The 18,473-nt window shown below is 65.1% G+C and carries 19 protein-coding genes; 6 read left to right on the top strand and 13 right to left on the bottom strand.

From position 1 onward, the window contains the following. Positions 1 to 3 precede the first annotated feature (3 nt). The 3 genes from GJ654_RS01585 to GJ654_RS01595 all read right to left on the bottom strand — a co-directional run bounded on the left by GJ654_RS01585 (position 4) and on the right by GJ654_RS01595 (position 3,271). Positions 4 to 930, bottom strand: a complete 927-nt coding sequence (locus GJ654_RS01585) for an MBL fold metallo-hydrolase (RefSeq protein ID WP_155444331.1) — start codon at positions 928 to 930, stop codon at positions 4 to 6. A 38-nt stretch (positions 931 to 968) separates the two neighbouring features. Next, the gene (locus GJ654_RS01590; protein ID WP_155444332.1) at positions 969 to 1,343 is read right to left on the bottom strand and encodes a hypothetical protein; all 375 of its coding nucleotides are present in this window, start codon (positions 1,341 to 1,343) and stop codon (positions 969 to 971) included. A 119-nt stretch (positions 1,344 to 1,462) separates the two neighbouring features. Then, positions 1,463 to 3,271: a methylmalonyl-CoA mutase subunit beta gene (locus GJ654_RS01595; RefSeq protein ID WP_155444333.1), complete on the bottom strand. Its 1,809-nt coding sequence runs from the start codon at positions 3,269 to 3,271 to the stop codon at positions 1,463 to 1,465. A gap of 140 nt (positions 3,272 to 3,411) precedes the next feature. Here GJ654_RS01595 and GJ654_RS01600 point away from each other — a divergent pair, with 140 nt between their 5' ends. Together GJ654_RS01600 and GJ654_RS01605 are read left to right on the top strand one after the other, a co-directional pair. Continuing rightward, the gene (locus tag GJ654_RS01600) at positions 3,412 to 3,735 is read left to right on the top strand and encodes a hypothetical protein (protein WP_155444334.1); all 324 of its coding nucleotides are present in this window, start codon (positions 3,412 to 3,414) and stop codon (positions 3,733 to 3,735) included. A 119-nt stretch (positions 3,736 to 3,854) separates the two neighbouring features. After that, positions 3,855 to 5,051: an alpha/beta hydrolase gene (locus GJ654_RS01605; protein WP_155444335.1), complete on the top strand. Its 1,197-nt coding sequence runs from the start codon at positions 3,855 to 3,857 to the stop codon at positions 5,049 to 5,051. 60 nt (positions 5,052 to 5,111) lie between these two features. On the opposite strand, the gene GJ654_RS01610 is transcribed toward GJ654_RS01605, so the two are convergent. The 6 genes from GJ654_RS01610 to ccmI form a co-directional block, all read right to left on the bottom strand. Further along, on the bottom strand, positions 5,112 to 5,552 hold the full coding sequence (locus GJ654_RS01610; protein ID WP_246664528.1) for a PIN domain-containing protein: 441 nt from the start codon (positions 5,550 to 5,552) through the stop codon (positions 5,112 to 5,114). Next, complete coding sequence (locus tag GJ654_RS01615; RefSeq protein WP_155444337.1) at positions 5,549 to 5,791, bottom strand: type II toxin-antitoxin system Phd/YefM family antitoxin; 243 nt, start codon at positions 5,789 to 5,791, stop codon at positions 5,549 to 5,551. Before GJ654_RS01615 ends, GJ654_RS01610 begins: the two co-directional genes overlap by 4 nt. Before the next feature lie 62 nt (positions 5,792 to 5,853). Then, positions 5,854 to 6,318 carry a cytochrome c-type biogenesis protein gene (locus GJ654_RS01620; RefSeq protein ID WP_155444338.1) on the bottom strand — a complete coding sequence of 155 codons (465 nt, stop codon included), beginning with the start codon at positions 6,316 to 6,318 and terminating at the stop codon, positions 5,854 to 5,856. Positions 6,319 to 6,429: 111 nt separating this feature from the next. Continuing rightward, positions 6,430 to 8,409 carry a heme lyase CcmF/NrfE family subunit gene (locus GJ654_RS01625; protein WP_155444339.1) on the bottom strand — a complete coding sequence of 660 codons (1,980 nt, stop codon included), beginning with the start codon at positions 8,407 to 8,409 and terminating at the stop codon, positions 6,430 to 6,432. Next, complete coding sequence (gene ccmE / locus GJ654_RS01630; protein WP_155444340.1) at positions 8,406 to 8,897, bottom strand: cytochrome c maturation protein CcmE; 492 nt, start codon at positions 8,895 to 8,897, stop codon at positions 8,406 to 8,408. The genes GJ654_RS01625 and ccmE overlap by 4 nt, the downstream gene beginning before the upstream one ends. Then, on the bottom strand, positions 8,894 to 9,976 hold the full coding sequence (gene ccmI, locus GJ654_RS01635) for a c-type cytochrome biogenesis protein CcmI (RefSeq protein ID WP_155444341.1): 1,083 nt from the start codon (positions 9,974 to 9,976) through the stop codon (positions 8,894 to 8,896). The genes ccmE and ccmI overlap by 4 nt, the downstream gene beginning before the upstream one ends. A 146-nt stretch (positions 9,977 to 10,122) precedes the next feature. Between ccmI and GJ654_RS01640 the strand changes: the two genes are divergently transcribed. From GJ654_RS01640 to GJ654_RS01650, 3 genes are all read left to right on the top strand, one after another. Then, on the top strand, positions 10,123 to 11,628 hold the full coding sequence (locus GJ654_RS01640; protein ID WP_155444342.1) for a helicase HerA-like domain-containing protein: 1,506 nt from the start codon (positions 10,123 to 10,125) through the stop codon (positions 11,626 to 11,628). A gap of 119 nt (positions 11,629 to 11,747) precedes the next feature. After that, positions 11,748 to 13,277, top strand: coding sequence for a Do family serine endopeptidase (locus GJ654_RS01645; protein WP_155444343.1), 1,530 nt, complete (start codon positions 11,748 to 11,750; stop codon positions 13,275 to 13,277). 105 nt (positions 13,278 to 13,382) lie between these two features. Continuing rightward, positions 13,383 to 14,066, top strand: a complete 684-nt coding sequence (locus GJ654_RS01650) for a response regulator transcription factor (RefSeq protein ID WP_155444344.1) — start codon at positions 13,383 to 13,385, stop codon at positions 14,064 to 14,066. Here GJ654_RS01650 and GJ654_RS01655 read toward each other — a convergent pair. Continuing rightward, positions 14,039 to 14,737 carry an O-methyltransferase gene (locus GJ654_RS01655; RefSeq protein WP_155444345.1) on the bottom strand — a complete coding sequence of 233 codons (699 nt, stop codon included), beginning with the start codon at positions 14,735 to 14,737 and terminating at the stop codon, positions 14,039 to 14,041. The genes GJ654_RS01650 and GJ654_RS01655 overlap by 28 nt on opposite strands. A 377-nt stretch (positions 14,738 to 15,114) precedes the next feature. On the opposite strand from GJ654_RS01655, the gene GJ654_RS01660 reads away from it, so the two are divergent. Next, positions 15,115 to 15,471, top strand: coding sequence for a hypothetical protein (locus GJ654_RS01660; RefSeq protein ID WP_155444346.1), 357 nt, complete (start codon positions 15,115 to 15,117; stop codon positions 15,469 to 15,471). Positions 15,472 to 15,511: 40 nt separating this feature from the next. Here the strand turns inward: GJ654_RS01660 and cydX are convergent, their stop codons facing one another. Genes cydX through GJ654_RS01675 form a run of 3 tightly spaced genes read right to left on the bottom strand, consistent with a single transcriptional unit; the run spans position 15,512 to position 18,392 of the window. Further along, entirely contained in the window at positions 15,512 to 15,637 is a 126-nt protein-coding gene (gene cydX, locus GJ654_RS01665; RefSeq protein ID WP_155444347.1) for a cytochrome bd-I oxidase subunit CydX, read from the bottom strand. A 15-nt stretch (positions 15,638 to 15,652) separates the two neighbouring features. Further along, positions 15,653 to 16,813 carry a cytochrome d ubiquinol oxidase subunit II gene (gene cydB, locus GJ654_RS01670; protein WP_155444348.1) on the bottom strand — a complete coding sequence of 387 codons (1,161 nt, stop codon included), beginning with the start codon at positions 16,811 to 16,813 and terminating at the stop codon, positions 15,653 to 15,655. Positions 16,814 to 16,823: 10 nt separating this feature from the next. Beyond that, entirely contained in the window at positions 16,824 to 18,392 is a 1,569-nt protein-coding gene (locus GJ654_RS01675) for a cytochrome ubiquinol oxidase subunit I (protein ID WP_155444349.1), read from the bottom strand. Positions 18,393 to 18,473: the final 81 nt, after the last annotated feature.

Here is an 18,473-nt window from a genome sequence, read left to right on the forward strand (position 1 = left end):
CGTTCAGCGTCGCCGGAAAACGCTCGTCAGTTGCGGCGCGCCTTCGGTCTCGATGAGCCCCCGTTCGCCCAAATCCTCAAGCGCGGCGAGGGTGGACAGCGCCGCCGCGCCTTTCAGCCGGGGATCGAGCTTTTCGTAAACGCGCTCGACAATTTCGGGGATTTTTTGCGCGCCCGCGTCCAGCGCCGTGAGAATGGACGTCTCGCGCGCGCGTCGGTGATGTAACAGCGCGCGGACAAAACGCTGGGGTTGCGAAATCGGCCCGCCATGTCCCGGCCAATAGATCGCATGATCGGCCTCGCGCAGCCGGGCGAGCGAGTCGATGTAGGGCCGCATCGCGCCGTCGGGCGGCGCGACGATGGACGTGGACCAGCCCATGATGTGATCGCCGGTGAACAGGGCCTTTTCCTGCGCCAGTTCGAAGCACAGATGGTTCATCGTGTGGCCTGGCGTCGTCCAGGTTTTCAGGGCATAGCCGGGTCCGGCCACGATTTCGCCGTCGCTCAAAACCCGGTCCGGCGCATGGTCCGTGTCGTTGGAGGCGTCGAGCTTGTTGGTCTCGCCCAAGGCCAGTTCGCGCGCGGGAAAATGCGGCGCGCACCCCAAAATCTCCGCTCGCGTCGCCTTTTGCAGCGGGCGGGCGGCGGGGGAGTGGTCGCGATGCGTGTGGGTGATCAGAATTTTCGAAATCCGCTCGCCCGTCAGCCCGGCCAGCAGCGCCTCGACATGCTCAGGAAGATCGGGGCCGGGATCGATGACGACGACATCGCCGGACCCGACGATATAGGTGCAGGTGCCGGTAAAAGTGAAGGGTCCGGGATTGGGCGCGACCAGCCGGCGCACCAGCGGCGAGACGCGCTGCATCTCGCCGGCCGGGGCGGAAAAACGCAGGTCGAAACGCGGCTCTTCACCGTTCGAAACGTCGGTCATGGCGGCAGTCTGCGCCGCAAACGCCTGCGATCCAAGCCTTAATTGGTCTTCGTCGCGGTCCAGCGGCCGCCGCAGTAATCAGCGTTGGCCGACCAGGCGCCCGAGGCTGTCGAACCCTTCACCGAACCGTTGGCGCGCAGCGCCCGCTCGCCCTGGCTGAAGCGGCCGACGACGGTGTTGCTGGCGTCGATATAGCCCCAGGCCTCGCCGCTGGCGCCGTCAACGCCGACCACCTTGGCCTCGCGAATGGTGACGACCACATTGGCCGACGGCGTGCAAGCGCCAACCGTGGTTTGCAGGGACATGGTCCATTTGCCGTCAAAGGCGCGGGAGGCGAGGCCGCCGTCCTGCGACAGGGCAGGCAGTGGCGAGAGAACAAGAAGCAGCGGAACGAGCTTGCGGACAGCGCGCACGGAAAACCTCCGATGTCGGTATTTGCCGTACCGCTGCCATGTTTTCGCCCGATTGCATAGGGACCAAAGCGTGTGCGGCGCCATTTTTTGGGCGCCGCAGCAAAATGGCCACGCCTGAGTTACGCGGCGTCGAGGGCCGCCGTCAGTTGCGCCAGCACGTCGCTGCCGACAAAGACGAAATCGGCGACGCCGGCTTCGCGCAGGGCGGCTTCGAGATCGCCGGGGCGGCCGGCGAACCAGACGGTCGCGCCCGCGTCCTTCAAAGCCTTGGCCGCCGCGACGCCGCTTTCGGCGTAAAGCGCGTCGGACGAGCACAGCACCGCGAGTTTGGCGCCGGACGCCTTGAACCCCGCCGCAAGCGCCGCCGTATCGGCGAAACCGTCGTTGGACAGGGCTTCGATGCCGCCGGCCTCGAAGACGTTCTTGGCAAAGGTCGCGCGCGCGGTGAAGGCGGCGATCGGGCCGAGGTTCGCCAAGAAGATTTTTGGACGAGCGCCGGCTGCCTCCGCCTTGTCGCGCAACGCCTCGAACGGATGGGCGACGCGCTGCGGCGCGAGCGCCTTGGGGTTCGCGGCGGGCGCGGCCGGCGCCGGGATCAGCACCGCCACGGGCTTTTCGTTGATGTCGGGGAATTCCGAGGCGCCGGTCAGCGGCTCTTTTCGACGCGCGGTCGCCTTGGCGCGCTCGTTCGCGATCTTGGCGATTTCGCCGCCGATCAGACCGCTGGCGAGCGCCCTGGCGAGGCCGCCGGCCTTTTCGATGTCCTGGAACAGGCTGTAAGCCCGCTCAACCAGCGACTCGGTGAGCGCTTCGAAACCGCCCGAGCCGGCGGCGGGGTCGGCGACCTTGCCGAGGTTGGATTCCTCGAGCAGGACCAACTGGGTGTTGCGGGCGATGCGTCGTGCAAGAGCGTCGGGGAGGCCGATCGCCTGGGTGAAGGGCAGAACGGTGATGCTGTCGGCGCCGCCGAGGCCGGCGGAAAACACGGCGACCGTTGAACGCAAATGGTTCACCCAGGGATCGCGGCGGGTCATCATGCGCCACGCGGTTTCGCCATGCACCCGAATCGGCCGGGGAGTCAGGCCGCAGGCGGTTTCGATGCTGGCCCAGAGACGGCGCAGGGCGCGGAATTTGGCCAGCGTCACGAATTCGTCGGCGTCGGCGGCGAGGCGGAAGTCGATTTTTTCGCGCGCCTCTTCCAGGGAAAGGCCGCCGGCCTCCAATGCGCGGAGGTAATCGACGCCCGCCGCCAGCGCAAAGGCGAGTTCCTGCGCCGGCGAACCGCCGGCGGCGTGGACGATGCGGCCGTCCGCCGCCACAACTCCGCCAAATCCCTTTTCATGGAGCGCCTTGACCCGCGCGGCCAGCGCGAGGCCGGCTTTCGGCCAATCCAGCGCCTCGCCGGAGAGCGCGGCGGCGCCCAGCGGATCGAGCCCGAGCGAAAGGTCGAGTGTTTTCAGGTCATGGCCGGCGACCCGATTTTCAATCGCTTCGACAATGGCGGCAGTGTCGCCGGGCAGGTCGAAAACGATGCGCAGGCCCGCGTCGAGATAAACACCCTCCAGCGCGAGGGCGAGGGCGGCGGCGTCCTTCAGGCCGAAACCATAGGCGCCCGCCGAGCCGGCGAAGACCACATGCAGGCCGTTGGCGCCGTTTTCCAGATCGGTCAGCGCCAGCTTGTTGGCTTCCGCGCCCTCGGGATGATCGACGCGCGCGGTCACCGCCCAGTCGCCGGCGCCGCGGAAGGCGCGCGGTTTTCCGCTGGCGCGCGCGTAAAGCGGCTGGACGTCGAACCCGTCGTAGGTCTTGGAGATCAGGCGGGAGAATGGCGCGCCCTTGAGGGCGGCCTCGACCTTCTGGCGCCATTGCTCCTCGCTGGCGGGGGCGAACACATCGGCGAAGGGCGTGGCGGTTTCGGTCGCTGCCATGACAAGTCTCCTATTTCGCGCCCTTTTGCCACGTCGCGCGGCCGCGCGCACCTTGTCTTTTGGCGAAGGGGAAACCTTTACCCAATGTTCATCCCAGCTTCTGACATAGTGGCCATTATTGCGACTCGGAGCATTGCGTCATGGAATCCTATTTCCCCATCCTGATTTTTGTTTTTGCTGGATTTTGGCCGACGCTCGGCATGGTGAAGGGCCTCGGCCTTGTCGAGGGCATGGGCAGGCCTGTCGATACGCCCGACGTCTGGCTCATGACCTCGGCGGTGACGTTGATCCTGCTCTATTGTGCGGTCCACAGCGCGCTCGATCCTCAATTCCTGACCAAGGGGCAATCGGAACGCGACAGCGATTCAGCGATCCCGCGCGCCGTCAAGGCGCTGTTGTTCTTCTGGGCGGCGCAGCCGTTGCCCGTGCTCTGGCTGATCACCCGCAAGAAACGCCGCCGTTAACAAATGTTAACACTTTTCGTTTCCAAGATCAGCCCCGGACGCTGCGGCGTCGGTCCCATTGTCGCCGTGTTTCTCCCGCAGAAACGGCCGAGATTCTGCTTTTGGAAGTGAATGCACTGATGTTTGCGCGAAAGACGGCGGCGGGCTTCGCCTTGCTCTCCCTGGCCCTGGCTCAAACCCTGTCGGGCTGCTCGACGGTGAGCATGGCCGAGGGCGGCGCCCATCCCGGCTCGCAGATGCAGGCGAGTTTTTCCAACGTGGGCGGCCTGTTTTCGGGCGGCCCTGACGCCCCCGCCTATTCGACCCGCATTTTCGTCGTATCGACGCGAAAGGGCGGCAATCATTCAACCGAGCTGACGCCTGGCGCCGTCGCGCGCTATTCGCTCGACACGATCACCGTGCCGCCGGGCCACGAGGCTGGCGACCTGGAGCGCCCGAACTGGGGCGCGCCGGACCCGCGCCGTCACATCGCGGTCGCCGATCATTCGGCTCTGGACGACCGCGAGTTCCGCAGCCAGCTCGCGGCGCAGATTTCCGGTCGCGTTGGCCTCTCCCGCGACGTTCTGGTTTATGTCCACGGTTTCAACACATCGCTCGACGACGCGCGCTTTCGGCTGGCGCAACTGGTGGTGGACGGCAATTTTTCCGGCGTCCCCGTGCTGTTCACCTGGCCGTCGAAATCGGCGCTGCTGGCTTATGGCGCGGACAAGGAGAGCGCCACGGCCTCGCGCGACGCCTATTTAAAAGTTCTCAATGAGATCGCGGCGACGCCGGGCGTGGGCCGGGTCCACATTCTCGCGCACAGCATGGGCACTTGGCTCACCATGGAAACGCTTCGTGAAGCCGCGCTTTCGGGGACGCCCGATCTCAACGGCAAGCTCGGCCAGGTCCTGCTGGCGGCGCCGGACATCGACCTCTCCGTGTTCCGGCAGCAGATTTCCCGGCTCGACGCGTCAAAATTCTCGGTGTTTGTGTCGAAGGGCGACCGCGCCTTGCAATTGTCCGCGGGCTTGCAGGGCGACCGCCGCCTCGGCGCGCTCGACCCCGGCTCCAGCAGGGACCGCGAGCTGATCGACGGCCTCGGGGTCTCCGTCTACGACATCTCGGCTTTTTCCAGCGGTCTCATCGGCCACGACAATTACGCCAACGCCCCGGCCGTGGTGAGCCAGATCGGCGCGACGCTGAACAAGGCGCCGACCGACCAGGGGCAGGCGGTGATCGACGCCGGCGCCGACCGCAGCGTGCGCCCGGACCCCAGGGCGATCACGACGACGGATTTGCCGCCGGTGGCGGAAGAGCAGAAGGCCGCGCAATAGAGCGTTTTCAAGCGAAGTGGATACTGGTTCGCGTTTCCACGAAACGTGAAAATGGTCTCGTCAGTCGGGCGTCCGCTCGAACGGGTCGATGACCTGGTCGTAGATCGGCGCGAAATGGCGGACGTTCCGCGTCAGCAGCGTGTGTCCATGGGCGGCGGCTGTGGCTGCAATGGCGATGTCGGCGAAGCCGGGCGCATGACCGGAGCCCCTGGCGCGGTCCGCCATTTCACCGGCGAGCTTCGCAGCTTGAAGGTCAAAAGTCAGAATGCGCGCGCCATAGAGGTGCTCGACGGCGCCCCACCAGGAGGCGAGATTTTCGGCCTTGCGGTGGGCGCCCTCGCGCCTCGCCTTGGCGATGCCGGCGCGGATTTCGGCCGATGTCACGACAGACAGAAACAGTTTTTCGGAGTTGCGCTCCAACCAAGTGAGCAAAATTTCTGGTCGTTCGGCGCGTGCGGGCGCCAAAGCCGAAATGACATTGGTGTCGACGAGGAAGCTCAAAACCCGGCGTCTCGCATCGGGCCGGGATCGCGGGGCGGCAAGTCGTCCGGCTCGAGCGGAGCCGAGGTCAGAAGCCGGGCGAAGCTTGGGACGTCGGAAAGGCGGCGCCATTCTTCCCAGGAAATGACCACGGCTTCCTTGCGTCCATGACGGGTGAGGACGACCGGTTCACCCGCCTTGGCGCCATCGACCACAGCCGACAAGGTGGCCTTGGCGTCCTTCAGTTGAATCTCACGCATCGCGGCCTCCTAAATGACCACAGTGGTCATATTAGCATGGCGCCGGATGATTTCAATTCAAGTCAGGCCTTTTCGTCCAGCAGCGCCTTCAGCTTCTCGCTTTCCTCCGCTGACAGCGGCGCGGCGGGCGCGGCCTCGACCTTCCGGGTGCGGCTCTTGCGCCACACGAAAAAGCCGGCGATGGCGAACAGGGCGAAGGGGGAGAGCCACAGCGCCGCCGTGTCCCATTCGAACGGCGGCTTGAGAAGAACGAAATTGCCGTAGCGGTCGACCAGAAAGGTTTTGATCTCCTGATCGCTCTTGCCAGCCTTGAGTTGCTCGCGGACCAAGGTTCGCAAATCCCGCGCGAGCGACGCGTCGGAATCGTCGATCGATTGATTCTGGCAGACGAGGCAGCGCAGCCCCGCCGAAATATCGCGCGCCCGTGACTCCAGCTTGGGGTCGGGCAGGATTTCGTCCGGCTGCAACGCGCTCGCCGGCGAGGCGAGCGCGGCGAGGGCAAAGAGGGCAATAAGAGTCTTGCGCATTTAGCCTCCAAAGCCGTCATTGCGAGGAGCGTCAGCGACGAAGCAATCCGTCCCGCGGTTTGCACGCAAGGTGGATTGCGTCGCCGCGCTCGCAATGACGGCGATCAATTTCTATTCCGCCGCCTGGACGGCCCCGACAACCTTCGCCCTTCGCGCCACGCCAACCCGAAGCCGCCGGTCGGCCAGCGACAGCGCGCCGCCAAACGACATCACCAGCGCCCCGAGCCAGATCAGCGACACCAGCGGCTTCCAGTACATGCGCGCGTCGAAGGCGCCGTCCGGGCTCTGCTCGGCCACGGCGACATAGACCTGGCCAAGGTTGAGCGTGACGATGCCGGCCTGCGACGTCGCCATCTGCCGCGTCTTGAAAAAGCGTTTTGATGGATCGAACGTCGCCACTTCCTTGCCGTCGCGCGAGATCGTCATGTGGACGATGGCTTCGCGGTAGTTCGGACCCTCGGCGGCCTCGATCGACGTCGCCTGCAACGCATAGGGTCCGACCTGATAGGTTTCGCCTTTTTGCACCTTGGTGATCTTCTCCACGCCCCAGCCGGTGGCGGCGAGGCCGAGCAGGGTCACGCCGAGCCCGGCATGGGCCAGCGCCGAGCCCCAGGCCGACAATGGCAGGCCGGCCATACGGCCGAACGCGTTGGCGCTCTTGCGAAAACCCTGCGGGAAGACGCGGCCCCAAATCTCGACGAAGGAGGCGGTCATCAGGTAGATCGCGACGCCCGCGCCGATCACGGCCACCACTGGTCCGCCTTGCAGGGCGTAGAAACCGAGCACGGCGACGAGGCCCAGCGCCGCCACAAACCAAAGCCGCTGCGCCGCGCCCAAAAGATCGGCGCGTTTCCACGCCAGCAATTGGCCGAGCGGCGCCAACAGCAGGATTGGCGCGAACAAGGGGCCGAAGGTGAGGTTGAAGAAGGGCGCACCCACGGTGATTTTCGAGCCGTTCCAGGCCTCCAGCGCCAGCGGGTAGAGCGTGCCGATGAACACGGCGGCGCAGGAGGCGGTGAGCAGCAGGTTGTTGACGACCAAAAACCCTTCGCGGGAGATCGGCGCGAACAGGCCGCCGCCGGTCAGCGTCGGCGCGCGCAGCATGAACAGGAACAGCGCGCCGCCGATGAACAGCACGAGGATCCCAAGAATGAACAGGCCGCGCGTCGGATCGCTGGCGAAGGAATGCACCGAGGTCAGCACGCCCGAGCGCACCAAGAATGTGCCGAGCAGCGACAGCGAGAAGGTGAGGATCGCCAGGAAGATCGTCCAGACCTTTAGCGCGTCGCGCTTTTCCATCACGCTTGCCGAATGGAGCAGGGCGGTCCCCGAAAGCCACGGCAGCAGCGAGGCGTTTTCGACGGGGTCCCAGAACCAGAAGCCGCCCCAGCCGAGCGTGTAGTAAGCCCAGTACGAGCCCATGGCGATGCCAAGGGTCAGAAAAATCCAGGCGGCGAGCGTCCACGGGCGAATGAAGCGGGCGAAGGCGGCGTCAGTGCGGCCGCTGATCAGCGCGCCGGCCGCCAGCGAAAAGACGATGGAGAAGCCGACATAGCCCAGATACAGCAGCGGCGGATGAATGGCGAGGCCGGGGTCCTGAAGGATCGGGTTGAGGTCGTTGCCCTCCATCGGCGGCGTTTCGATGCGCGCGAAGGGGTTGGAGGTCAGCAGGATGAACAGCAAAAAAGCGACGCTGAGCAGGCCCTGAACCGAAGTGGCGTCGGCCATCAGGCGCGGGGGAATCGCGCGCGCGAACACCGCCATGGCCGCGCCCGAGAGCGACAGGATCAGCGCCCAGAGCAACATTGAGCCTTCGTGATTGCCCCAGACGCCCGAGATTTTATAGATCATCGGTTTGGTCGAATGGGAGTTCTCGATGACGTTGACGAGCGAAAAATCCGAGACGACGTGGGCCCAGGTCAACGCGCCATAGGCGAGGGCGACCAGGGCGAATTGCGCCAGCGCCAGCGGACGGGCGGTCGCCATCAGATTGGCGTCGCGCGCCCGCGCCCCCCAGAACGGCAGCACAACCTGCATCAGCGCCAGGGCGAGCGCTAGGGCGAGCGCGAAATGGCCGGTCTCGATGATCATTGGGCAGCTCCGGCTGGGTTTTTGGCCGGTTGCGCCGCGCCTTGCGCCGCTGCGCCCCCCTCCTGCCACACCCCCTGTTTCTTCAGGGCGTCGGCGACCTCGCGCGGCATGTAGCGCTCGTCATGCTTGGCCAGAATGGAATCCGCCTTGAACACGCCCGCTGTATCCAGCGCGCCTTCGGCGACCACGCCTTGCCCTTCCTTGAACAGGTCCGGCAGCAGGCCGGTATAGCTCACGGGCACATCGGCCTTGCCGTCGGTCACCTCGAACTTGACGCTCTTGCCTTCGAGACGGACCAGCGTGCCGGTCTTCACCAGCCCGCCGATGCGCAGGCGCGTTCCAGCAGCGACATGTTTTTCGACCAGTTCGCCCGGCCCGTAGAAAAACACCACATTGTCGCGCAGGGCGAACAGGATCAGGCCGACGGCGAGCGCCAGCACGCCGAGGGCGGAGCCGATCAGGGTCAGTCTCTTCTGCTTGCGCGTCATTTGTCCAATCCCAGCTCTTTCGCCTGCGCGTCGATCTTTTCCCGCGCTTGCGCGTCCTGCGCCAGCGCTTTTCGCGCGTCGGCCAGCGCGCCTTTCGCCTTGGCGGCTTCCTTCAGCACCGCATAGGAGCGGATCAGGCGCTCCCATTCATCGACCGTCCCGCCTTTTTCCTGGAGACGCGCGGCAAGCTGTTCGACCATCGAACGGATCATGTCGTTTTGAGGATTGGCCGGCGCCTGGGCGGTGTCCGCCCGTTGCGCGATCGGGCCCTTGGAATCGAGTTCGGCGATCTGCTCCTCGACCGCCTTGCGCGGGGGCGAATTTTCCGGGAGGTCGGCGGCGAGGGCTTTCCAGACGGCGCGCGCCCGTTCGAATTCGCCCTTTTGCGCGGCGGCGGCGCCAGCGAAATAGCGCACCTCCGGCGATTTCGGCTCCAGCTCCATGGCGCGGTTGATGCTGTCGTACGCCTCGGGCGGAAACGCGCCATTGTTGGCGTTGGCCATGGCTTCCGCGAGCCTGATGCGCCGGTCGGCGGTCTCGCCGAGCAGGCGGATGACGTCCTTGCGCGCGGCAAGCGCTCTTTCGGCATTGCCCATGCGCATCCACACCGGGGCCATCAGCTCCAGCGCCTTGCCGTCGTCGGGATGGGCGGCGAGATGCCCCTCCATCTTGGCGACCACGACCATGAAGTCGTTCTGCATCGGGGCGTTGAGGCGGGCCGTGAGCGGCATGTCGGGCTGTTCGGGATCGCCGGTGCGCAGGTAAAGGCCGACCGACACCAGGGGGATGAGCACCAGCGCCAAGGCGGCCGCGGTCTTGCGATGGGCGTTCGAAGCGGGGGCCGCCGCCTCCTGCGGCGCGCTGGCGAGCAGGCGGCGCGCAGCCTGCGCCTTGGCGGTTTCCGCCTGGTCGGGGGCGATCGCGCCACGTTCGCGTTCCGCGTCGATTTCCGCGATCTGCGCGCGATAGAAGGCGACGTCGGCGGCGTCCTCCGTCGCGGCGGCGGCGGAACGGGAGAGGGGCCAGAGGGCGCTGAGCACGGCGGCGCCGGTCAGCAGGGCGAAGACGATCCAGATCATGGCTGGGTTCTTATCGTTTTCCGCGGCTTAAAGGAAGCGGGCTTTGCCCCTGCTGTCGTCTTGAACGTGCGCCGCCGCAAACCGCCTTGCGCTCGCGCGCCGCGCGCCCCATCCTTGCCGATGAGAGAGTCATCCGAGAGTCGCCGATGCCCGTCGATCCCCAAAACGTCCCCGGAAAAGTCCTGGTCGGCAAGGCCGAGGATTTTATCTACCTGCTGCTCAAATACGGCAATCGCCACGGGTTGATCGCCGGCGCGACCGGCGGCGGCAAGACCGTGACCCTGCAAACCCTGGCCGAGGGGTTCGCCAATGCCGGGACCTGCGTTTTCGCCGCCGACGTCAAGGGCGACCTCTCCGGCATCGCCATGATGGGCGAGGAAAAGCCGTTTATCGCCAAGCGGGCGAAGGAACTGGGCCTCGACTGGCAGCCCAACCTTTACCGCGCCGTGTTCTGGGACGTTTTTGGCGAAAAGGGCCATCCGGTGCGCGCCACCGTGTCGGAAATGGGCCCGCTGCTGCTGTCGCGCATCCTGCAACTCAACGACGTGCAGGAGGGCGTGCTCAACATCGCTTTTCGCGTGGCCGACGAACAGGGCCTCGCCTTGCTCGACATGAAGGACCTGCGCGCCATCCTTTCCTATGTCTCGGAAAACGCCTCGGACCTGCAGCAGCGCTATGGCAATGTCTCCGCCGCCAGCGTCGGCGCCATCCAGCGGCGGCTCCTGGTGCTCGAGAACCAGGGCGCGGAAAAATTTTTCGGCGAGCCGGCGCTCGACATCATGGACCTGCTCAAGCCCGACCTCGACGGGCGCGGCTATATCCATATTCTCAAGGCTGAAAAGCTGATCCTCAGCCCGAACCTCTACGCCACCTTCCTGTTCTGGCTGCTCTCCGAACTGTTCGCGCGGCTGCCGGAGGTGGGAGACCTCGACAAGCCGAAACTGGTCTTCTTCTTCGACGAGGCGCACTTCCTGTTCGATGAGGCGCCCAAAGCTCTTTTGCGCGCCATCGAGCAGGTGGTGCGGCTGATCCGCTCCAAGGGCGTCGGCGTCTATTTCGTCACCCAAAACCCGATCGACGTGCCTGATGTCGTCCTGGGACAGCTGGGCAACCGCGTCCAGCACGCGCTGCGCGCCTTCACCCCGCGCGATCAGAAGGCGGTCCGCACCGCCGCCGAAACGTTTCGACAGAACCCGGCGCTCGACACCGCCGACGTCATCACCAAGCTCAAAGTTGGCGAGGCCCTTGTCTCCACGCTCGACGAACACGGCTCCCCGACCATGGTCGAGCGCGTCAAAATCGCGCCGCCGAGCACGCGCGTGGGGCCGCTCACCGACGCCGAACTCGCCGAGGTTCAGGAGTCCAGCCCGCTGAAGGGCAAGTATGACACGCCGGTGGACCGCGAATCCGCGTTCGAGATTTTGCAGGCCAAGGCGCAGGGGCGGGCCAGCGGCGCGCCGGTCGGGGAGCAGGACGAGGGCGGCATTCTTTCAAAAATCGGCGCGGGCCTGGGCGAACTCTTCAAGCCGCAGGGCAGGCGCATGTCGGTGGGACAGGCGGCGGTGCGCTCGGCGGCGCAATCCGCGGCCCGCAGCGTGGGCTCGGCCATTGCGCGGGAGATCGTCCGCGGCATCACCGGGGCGATGAAGTAGCTCACGGAAAAATTACTAAAAATTCATGCTCCCGCCACAGCGAGGCAAGGAGCGGACCCTCATATTGCAGAAACGAAACGGCATGGATCGCCGCAAGACTGCAAGTGGAGCCCGTTGAAATGTTGTCGCTGTCTTCCCTCGAAACGCTCGCCCCCGTCCGCGCTCGCCGCGCGACGCCGCGCGGGATGCTGCTCGGCGCCGTCGCCGCGCTGGCGCTTTCGACTGGAATGACGCTTCCCCTTGCCGCCCGCGCCGAGGCGCCGGTCACCCAGGGTATGGCGGCTGTCGGCCCGGCTTCTTTTGCCGACATGGTCGATCGCGTCAAAGGCGCGGTGGTTTCGGTCAAGGTTACGACCGTTGACAAAGCTGAAGGCGACACCGCCGAAGGCCCCGGCCTGCCGCCGGGCATGCCGCCGATGTCGCCCGACGATCCGCTCTATCGCTTCTTCAAGCGCTTCGGCGGCCAGGGGCCGCACGGAGAGGCTCGCCCGCACAAGGGACAGGCGCAGGGCTCCGGCTTCATCATTTCCGCCGACGGCTATGTCGTCACCAACAACCACGTGGTGGAGAACGCCACGGAGGTGTCCGTCACGCTCGACGCCGGCAAGACCGTGTCTGCGAAAGTGCTGGGCTCGGACAAGAAGACCGATCTCGCCCTGCTGAAGATCAGCGAAGCCGGGACTTATCCCTTCGTCCAGTTCGCAGCGGAAACCCCGCGCGTCGGCGACTGGGTGATCGCGGTGGGCAATCCTTTTGGACTTGGCGGCACCGTGACCGCGGGCATCGTCTCAGCCAGGGGCCGCGACATTGGCTCCGGCCCGTATGACGACTACCTCCAGATCGACGCGCCGGTGAACCGCGGCAATTCCGGCGGCCCGACCTTCAACAACAAGGGTGAAGTCGTCGGCGTCAACACCGCCATCTTCTCGCCGTCCGGCGGCAGCGTCGGCATCGGTTTCGCCATTCCCTCCGAAGTCGCCAAGGATGTGGTTGGCGCGCTCAAGGACAAGGGCACGGTGACGCGTGGCTTCATCGGCGTGCAGATCCAGCCGGTGACCCAGGACATCGCCGACAGCCTCGGCCTGAAATCGACCAAGGGCGCGCTGGTCGCGCAAGCGCAGGCCGACAGGCCGGCGGCCAAGGCCGGCATCAGCTCGGGCGACGTCATCATCGCCGTCAACGGCGACAAGGTCGATGGACCCCGCGAACTCTCGCGAAAAATCGCCGCTCTCGGCCCCGACGCCACCGCGGAACTGACCTATATCCATAACGGGTCCGAGAAGAAGGCGTCCGTAAAGCTCGGCCAGTTGCCGAACGAAAAGGAAGCCAGGCTCGACGCTCCCAAGGCGAAGGCCGGCAAGACCTCGCTCGCCAAGTTCGGCATGAGCCTCGTTCCGGCCTCCGATGTGCCCAACGCCGGCAGCGAAGGCGCGGCGGTGTCCGATCTCGATCCGGATGGCGTGGCCGCGCAAAAAGGCCTGCGCCCGGGCGACGTCATTCTCGACGCCGGCGGCAAGCCGGTCACGAGCCCGGAAGACATCGTCACCGCGTTCGACACCGCGCGCAAGGATGGCCGCACCGCCGTTCTGCTGCGGGTGAAGACCGGCGACAACACCCATTTCCTCGCGCTGCCCACCAACCCGTCGTAGCGCGCAAAGTTCTCGGACGCCCTCAGCCAGCGTCCACCTCCGGCAGGCCAGTTCCACCCTCTCAACTGGCCTGCCGTTTTTCTTTTTGTTTGCTATAGTGCATTCATGCGAATCCTTATTGTTGAAGACGATCCCCAAGCGTCCTCCTATCTCGTCAAGGCTTTTCGTGAAGCCGGCCATGTCGCCGAGTCGGCCGGCGACGGGGTGACCGGCTACGCCCGCGCCGAAGCGGGCGGCTACGATGTGCTGGTCATCGACCGCATGCTGCCGAAAATGGACGGCTTGACCCTGATCGGCGGCTTGCGCGCGCAAAAAATCGACACGCCTGTGTTGATCCTCTCGGCGCTCGGCCAGGTGGATGACCGCGTCAAGGGTTTACGAGCCGGCGGCGACGACTACCTGCCAAAACCCTATTCGTTCGCGGAACTGCTCGCCCGGGTCGAAATCCTGGCGCGCCGCCGCCCCGGCGGATCCACCGAGGAATCGGTCTATCGCGTCGCCGACCTCGAAATGGACCGGCTCAAGCACAAGGTGTTTCGCGCCGGCAAGGAGATCGTGCTGCAGCCGCGCGAATTCCGGCTGCTCGAATATCTGATGCGCCACGCCGGGCAGGTGGTCACCCGCACCATGCTCCTGGAAAATGTCTGGGACTATCACTTCGATCCGCAGACCAACGTGATCGACGTCCATATTTCCCGGCTGCGCAGCAAGATCGACAAGGGATTTGAGCCGCAATTGCTGCAGACGGTGCGCGGCGCCGGCTATTCGCTGCGCGACGGAGAGCCTTGAGGCGTCGCCTCTTCGACCACCCCGATGGCGAACCCGTCCCAGCCCTTGGCGCCGACCGTCTGCACGGCCGAGGCAACCCAGCGCCTTTGCCCCGCCGCGCAGTCGAAAAACCGCCGCGTTCCCTGAACATCCGACCTGTCGTTCGCCGGATCGATGATCGCGCCTTTGCGCACGACATTGTCCACGATGATGGTCGCGCCGACCCGCGCCAGTTTTATCGCCCATTCGAGATAGGGACCGTTGTTCTCCTTGTCGGCGTCGATGAAGACGAAATCGAATGTTTTGTTTTCCGCCTGCAAGACCGGCAGCAGGTCGAGCGCGGCGCCGACGCGCAGGTCAACTTTTTCGGCGACGCCTGCGGCCTGAAGATTCTTTCGCGCGACATCCGCGTGTTCGGGCGCAAATTCCAATGTGACGATCCGGCCGCCCTCGGGCAGGGCGCGGGCGAGCCAGATGGTGGAATAGCCGCCCAGCGTTCCGATTTCCAAAATGCGCCGCGCCCCGGTCGCGCGCGCCAGCACATGCAAGAATTTGCCTTGCAGCGGCGAAACGTCGATTCCGGGCAGTCCCGCGGCCCGGTTGGCCGCCAGCGCCGCGTCAAGCGCTGGATCGGACTGCAATAACTTGCCGCCCATGTAAGCGTCCACCGCGCCCCAGGTGTCATCCGTCATCCGCGTCCCCCTTGTCCGCTTAGACTTGGGGCGCGGATCAACCCGCGTCAACCGGCGTGCGGGCGGAACGGGGATTTCTGTCGACGCTATAGCTCGATACCGACGACGATCTGGTTCGAGCGCCGCTCCGAGTTTTTTTCGCGCGGGGAGGCTGATGAAACAGCCGTTTTGGCGGGTGTTCCTGGGCATGCGGCTCGCCCTTGCCGTGGGCCGGATGCGCGGCAGGATTCGGCAAAAATTAGTGCGCATTTTGCTCGAAGTTAAATCAAATGCATAAAATGCCGCGGAGCCCTTTGGACCTTCCTTTGCATCTGGTCCGCAATGTTCGAGCGTCCCTGTGGCGGACGTTTTCCTCACCAGCTTTTCGAGGCGGACCAATGCAAAGAACCGATTTCATCCCATCGAATGAACAGCAGGGCACGGCGTTCGGCGAGTCGAAACAGTTGATCGCGGCCGCCGGGGCGGCGTTCGGTCTTGCCGCCTGGCTTGTCTCCTCGGCGCACGCCTTCGGTTGGTGGTCCTCGGAGGCGGATTTTGCCGCCGCATGCGAGAGAAACCAGCTCAGACACGCCTATGCCAATTATTGCATCGACGATCGCCGGATCGTCCATGTGCTGGCGCCAGATGGAACGACGTCAAAACCTGGTTTTGACTGGAACGTGAACAATGCGGCTGTTGTCAGGGCTGAAGCGGCCGTGCGCTACGCGCATCGCTCGCAGGTTCGCGAGCACTGACATTGAATGGGCGACAGCGCGTCGGCGCGCGCGAAAGGGATCAATCCGACGACTGAGAACTCGATCCATTTCGATCCGGGTTGTCCTGGAATTCAAACCACATCACGTTGATCACGCCGATGGCGACCGCCGCCGTCACGCCGAGAATCCAGGCGAAATACCACATGCCAAAACCTCCCGTTCAATAGGCCGAGTGGGACTGCGCCTCGATCTGGTCGGCGGTGACGCGGCCCCACATTCTTGCGTAGCACCAGATGGTGTAGCCGAGCACGATCGGCAGCAAGATCGCGGCCGCGACGAACATGACGGTCAGCGTAAAATGGCTCGACGCCGCGTCCCAGATCGTGAGGCTGGACCTCGGGTCGATGCTCGAGGGCATGATGAACGGGAACATCGACAGGCCGGCGGAGCCGATGATTCCGACCATGCCGAAAGCATTGGCGACAAAGCCCAGGCCTGGGCGCCGCGCGGACGCAAGGAGGCCCGCGACAATGGGCCCGAGCACGCCCGCGACCGGCGCGGCCTTGGCTGCGGGAACGACGGCATAGATGTCGAACCACGCATGGGCGACGCGCGCCACTTCCTTGGCCAGCGGATTGGATGCGGCGTCATGCGGGGGCGCCGAGACCACGCGAAAGCCGTCCACGCCGAACCACAGCCAGACGCCCGCGCCGAGAAACAGCAGCGCCACGACGGGCGCCAGCGCGACCGTGGTTTTGCGCGCCCGCGACGCCACGGGATCGTCGGCGCGCAATTGCAGCCAGAGAGCGCCGTGGACGGTGAGCATGCCTAAGCTGATCACGCCGGCCAGCAGCGCGAAGGGGTTCAGTAGCGGCAGCAGCGCCGTCAGCAGGCTGCCTTGGTAATGCGAGCGCAGCATGTCGTCGAGGTGAAACGGCACGCCCTGAAGCAGGTTGCCGAAGGCGACCCCGAAAATCAGAGCTGGAACCGCGCCGCTGACAAACAGGCCCCAGTCCCAGGCCGAGCGCCAGAGCGTGTCGTCGATCTTGGAGCGATAATCAAAGCCGACCGGGCGGAAAAACAAGGCGAACAGCACAAGCAGCATCGCCATGTAGAAGCCGGAAAAGGCGGCGGCGTAGACGGCGGGCCAGGCGGCGAAGATCGCGCCGCCGGCGGTGATCAGCCAGACCTGGTTGCCGTCCCAGTGCGGTCCGACGGTGTTGATGGCGATGCGGCGCTCCGCGTCGGTGCGCGCCACGAAGGGCAGCAGGACGCCGACGCCCATGTCCATGCCGTCGGTGATGGCGAAGCCCATCAGCAGCACGCCGACGAGAATCCACCAGACGAATTTCAGGGTCGCGTAGTCGAGAAGGTCGAACATGACGTGAGCCTCATTTCATGGTGAGCGCGCGCTTGGTCTCGTGGTGATAGCGTCCGAGGCCGAGCGAACTCGGGCCGAGCCGCGCGTATTTCTGCATGAGGAAAATCTCGATCACGAGCAACAGCGTGTAGAAGGTCAAAAAACCCGCGAGCGAGAAGATGAGGTCGCCGGTGGTGAGGCTCGACGTCGCCAAAAAGGTCGGCAAGACCTCGCCGATGGCCCAGGGCTGGCGGCCGAATTCCGCGACGAACCAGCCGGTCTCGCAGGCGATCCAGGGCGCGGGAATCGCGAGGACCGCGAGCCAGAGATACCAGCGGTTTTCCTCCAGCCTGTTCGTGGCGTTGAGCCAGAAGCCGGCGGCGAAGACGAACAGCATCAAGAAGCCGAGGCCGACCATGATCCGGAACGACCAGAACAACGGCCACACCGTTGGAATGGTGGTCTTCACCGCGGCTTTCACCTCGGCGTCGGTCGCCTGCGCGGGGTTTTCGGTGAACTGCTTGAGCAGCAGGCCGTAGCCGAGGTCCTTGGCGTGGGCGTCGAACAGGGCCTTGGTTTGCGGCGAGGCGTCGCCGCCGCGAATCTTCATCAGGCCGTCATAGGCGATCATGCCCGAGCGGATGCGTCGTTCGTGGTCGACCATCAATTCGCTCAAGCCCTCGACCGGCTTGTCGAGCGAGCGGGTGGCGATCACGCCCATCAGCCACGGGATCTGGATTTTGTCCTCGGTCTCCTCCTTGTCCTGCGAAGGCAGGCCGAACAGGGTGAAGGCGGCGGGCGCCGGCTCCGTATGCCATTCCGCCTCGATGGCCGCGAGTTTCACCTTCTGGACGTCGCCGAGCGTGTAGCCGCTCTCGTCGCCGAGCACGATCACCGACAGGCAGGAGGCGAGGCCGAAGCCGACCGCCACCGCGAACGAGCGGCGCATGAACGGCAGGTCGCGGCCCTTCAAAATGTGCCAGGCGGAAATGCCGAGCACGAACAGCGAGCCGGTGACATAGCCGGCCGCCACGGTGTGAACGAATTTCACCTGGGCGACCGGGTTGAAGAAGACGTCCGCGAAGCTCTTCATCTCCATCCGCATGGTCTCCGGCGAGAACGCCGCGCCCACGGGATTCTGCATCCAGCCGTTGGCGACGAGAATCCACAAGGCCGAAAGATTGGAGCCGAGCGCGGTGAAGAAGGTGACGGCGAGGTGCTGGCGCTTGGACAGCTTGTCCCAGCCGAGGAAGAACAGGCCGATGAAGGTCGATTCGAGGAAGAAGGCCATCAGGCCCTCGATGGCGAGCGGCGCGCCGAACACGTCGCCGACATAGTGCGAGTAATAGGACCAGTTGGTTCCGAACTGGAATTCCATGGTCAGGCCGGTGGTCACGCCGAGGGCGAAATTGATGCCGAACAGCTTGCCCCAGAACCGGGTCATGTCCTTGTAAATTTCCTTGCCGGTCATGACGTAGACCGTCTCCATGATGACAAGGAGCCAGGACAGGCCGAGCGTCAGGGGAACGAACAGGAAGTGGTAGAGCGCGGTGCCGGCGAATTGCCAGCGGGACAGCGCGACAAAGTTCGGATCGATCATGGCCGAATCGCCTTCTCGACAGCGCGTCCGGGCGCGGCGCTCCGGAGCGGCGTCCAAGCATACATTTCAGTTATAAAATAA

The sequence above is a fragment of the Rhodoblastus acidophilus genome (assembly GCF_009720655.1).
Taxonomy (GTDB): Bacteria; Pseudomonadota; Alphaproteobacteria; order Rhizobiales; family Beijerinckiaceae; genus Rhodoblastus; species Rhodoblastus acidophilus_A.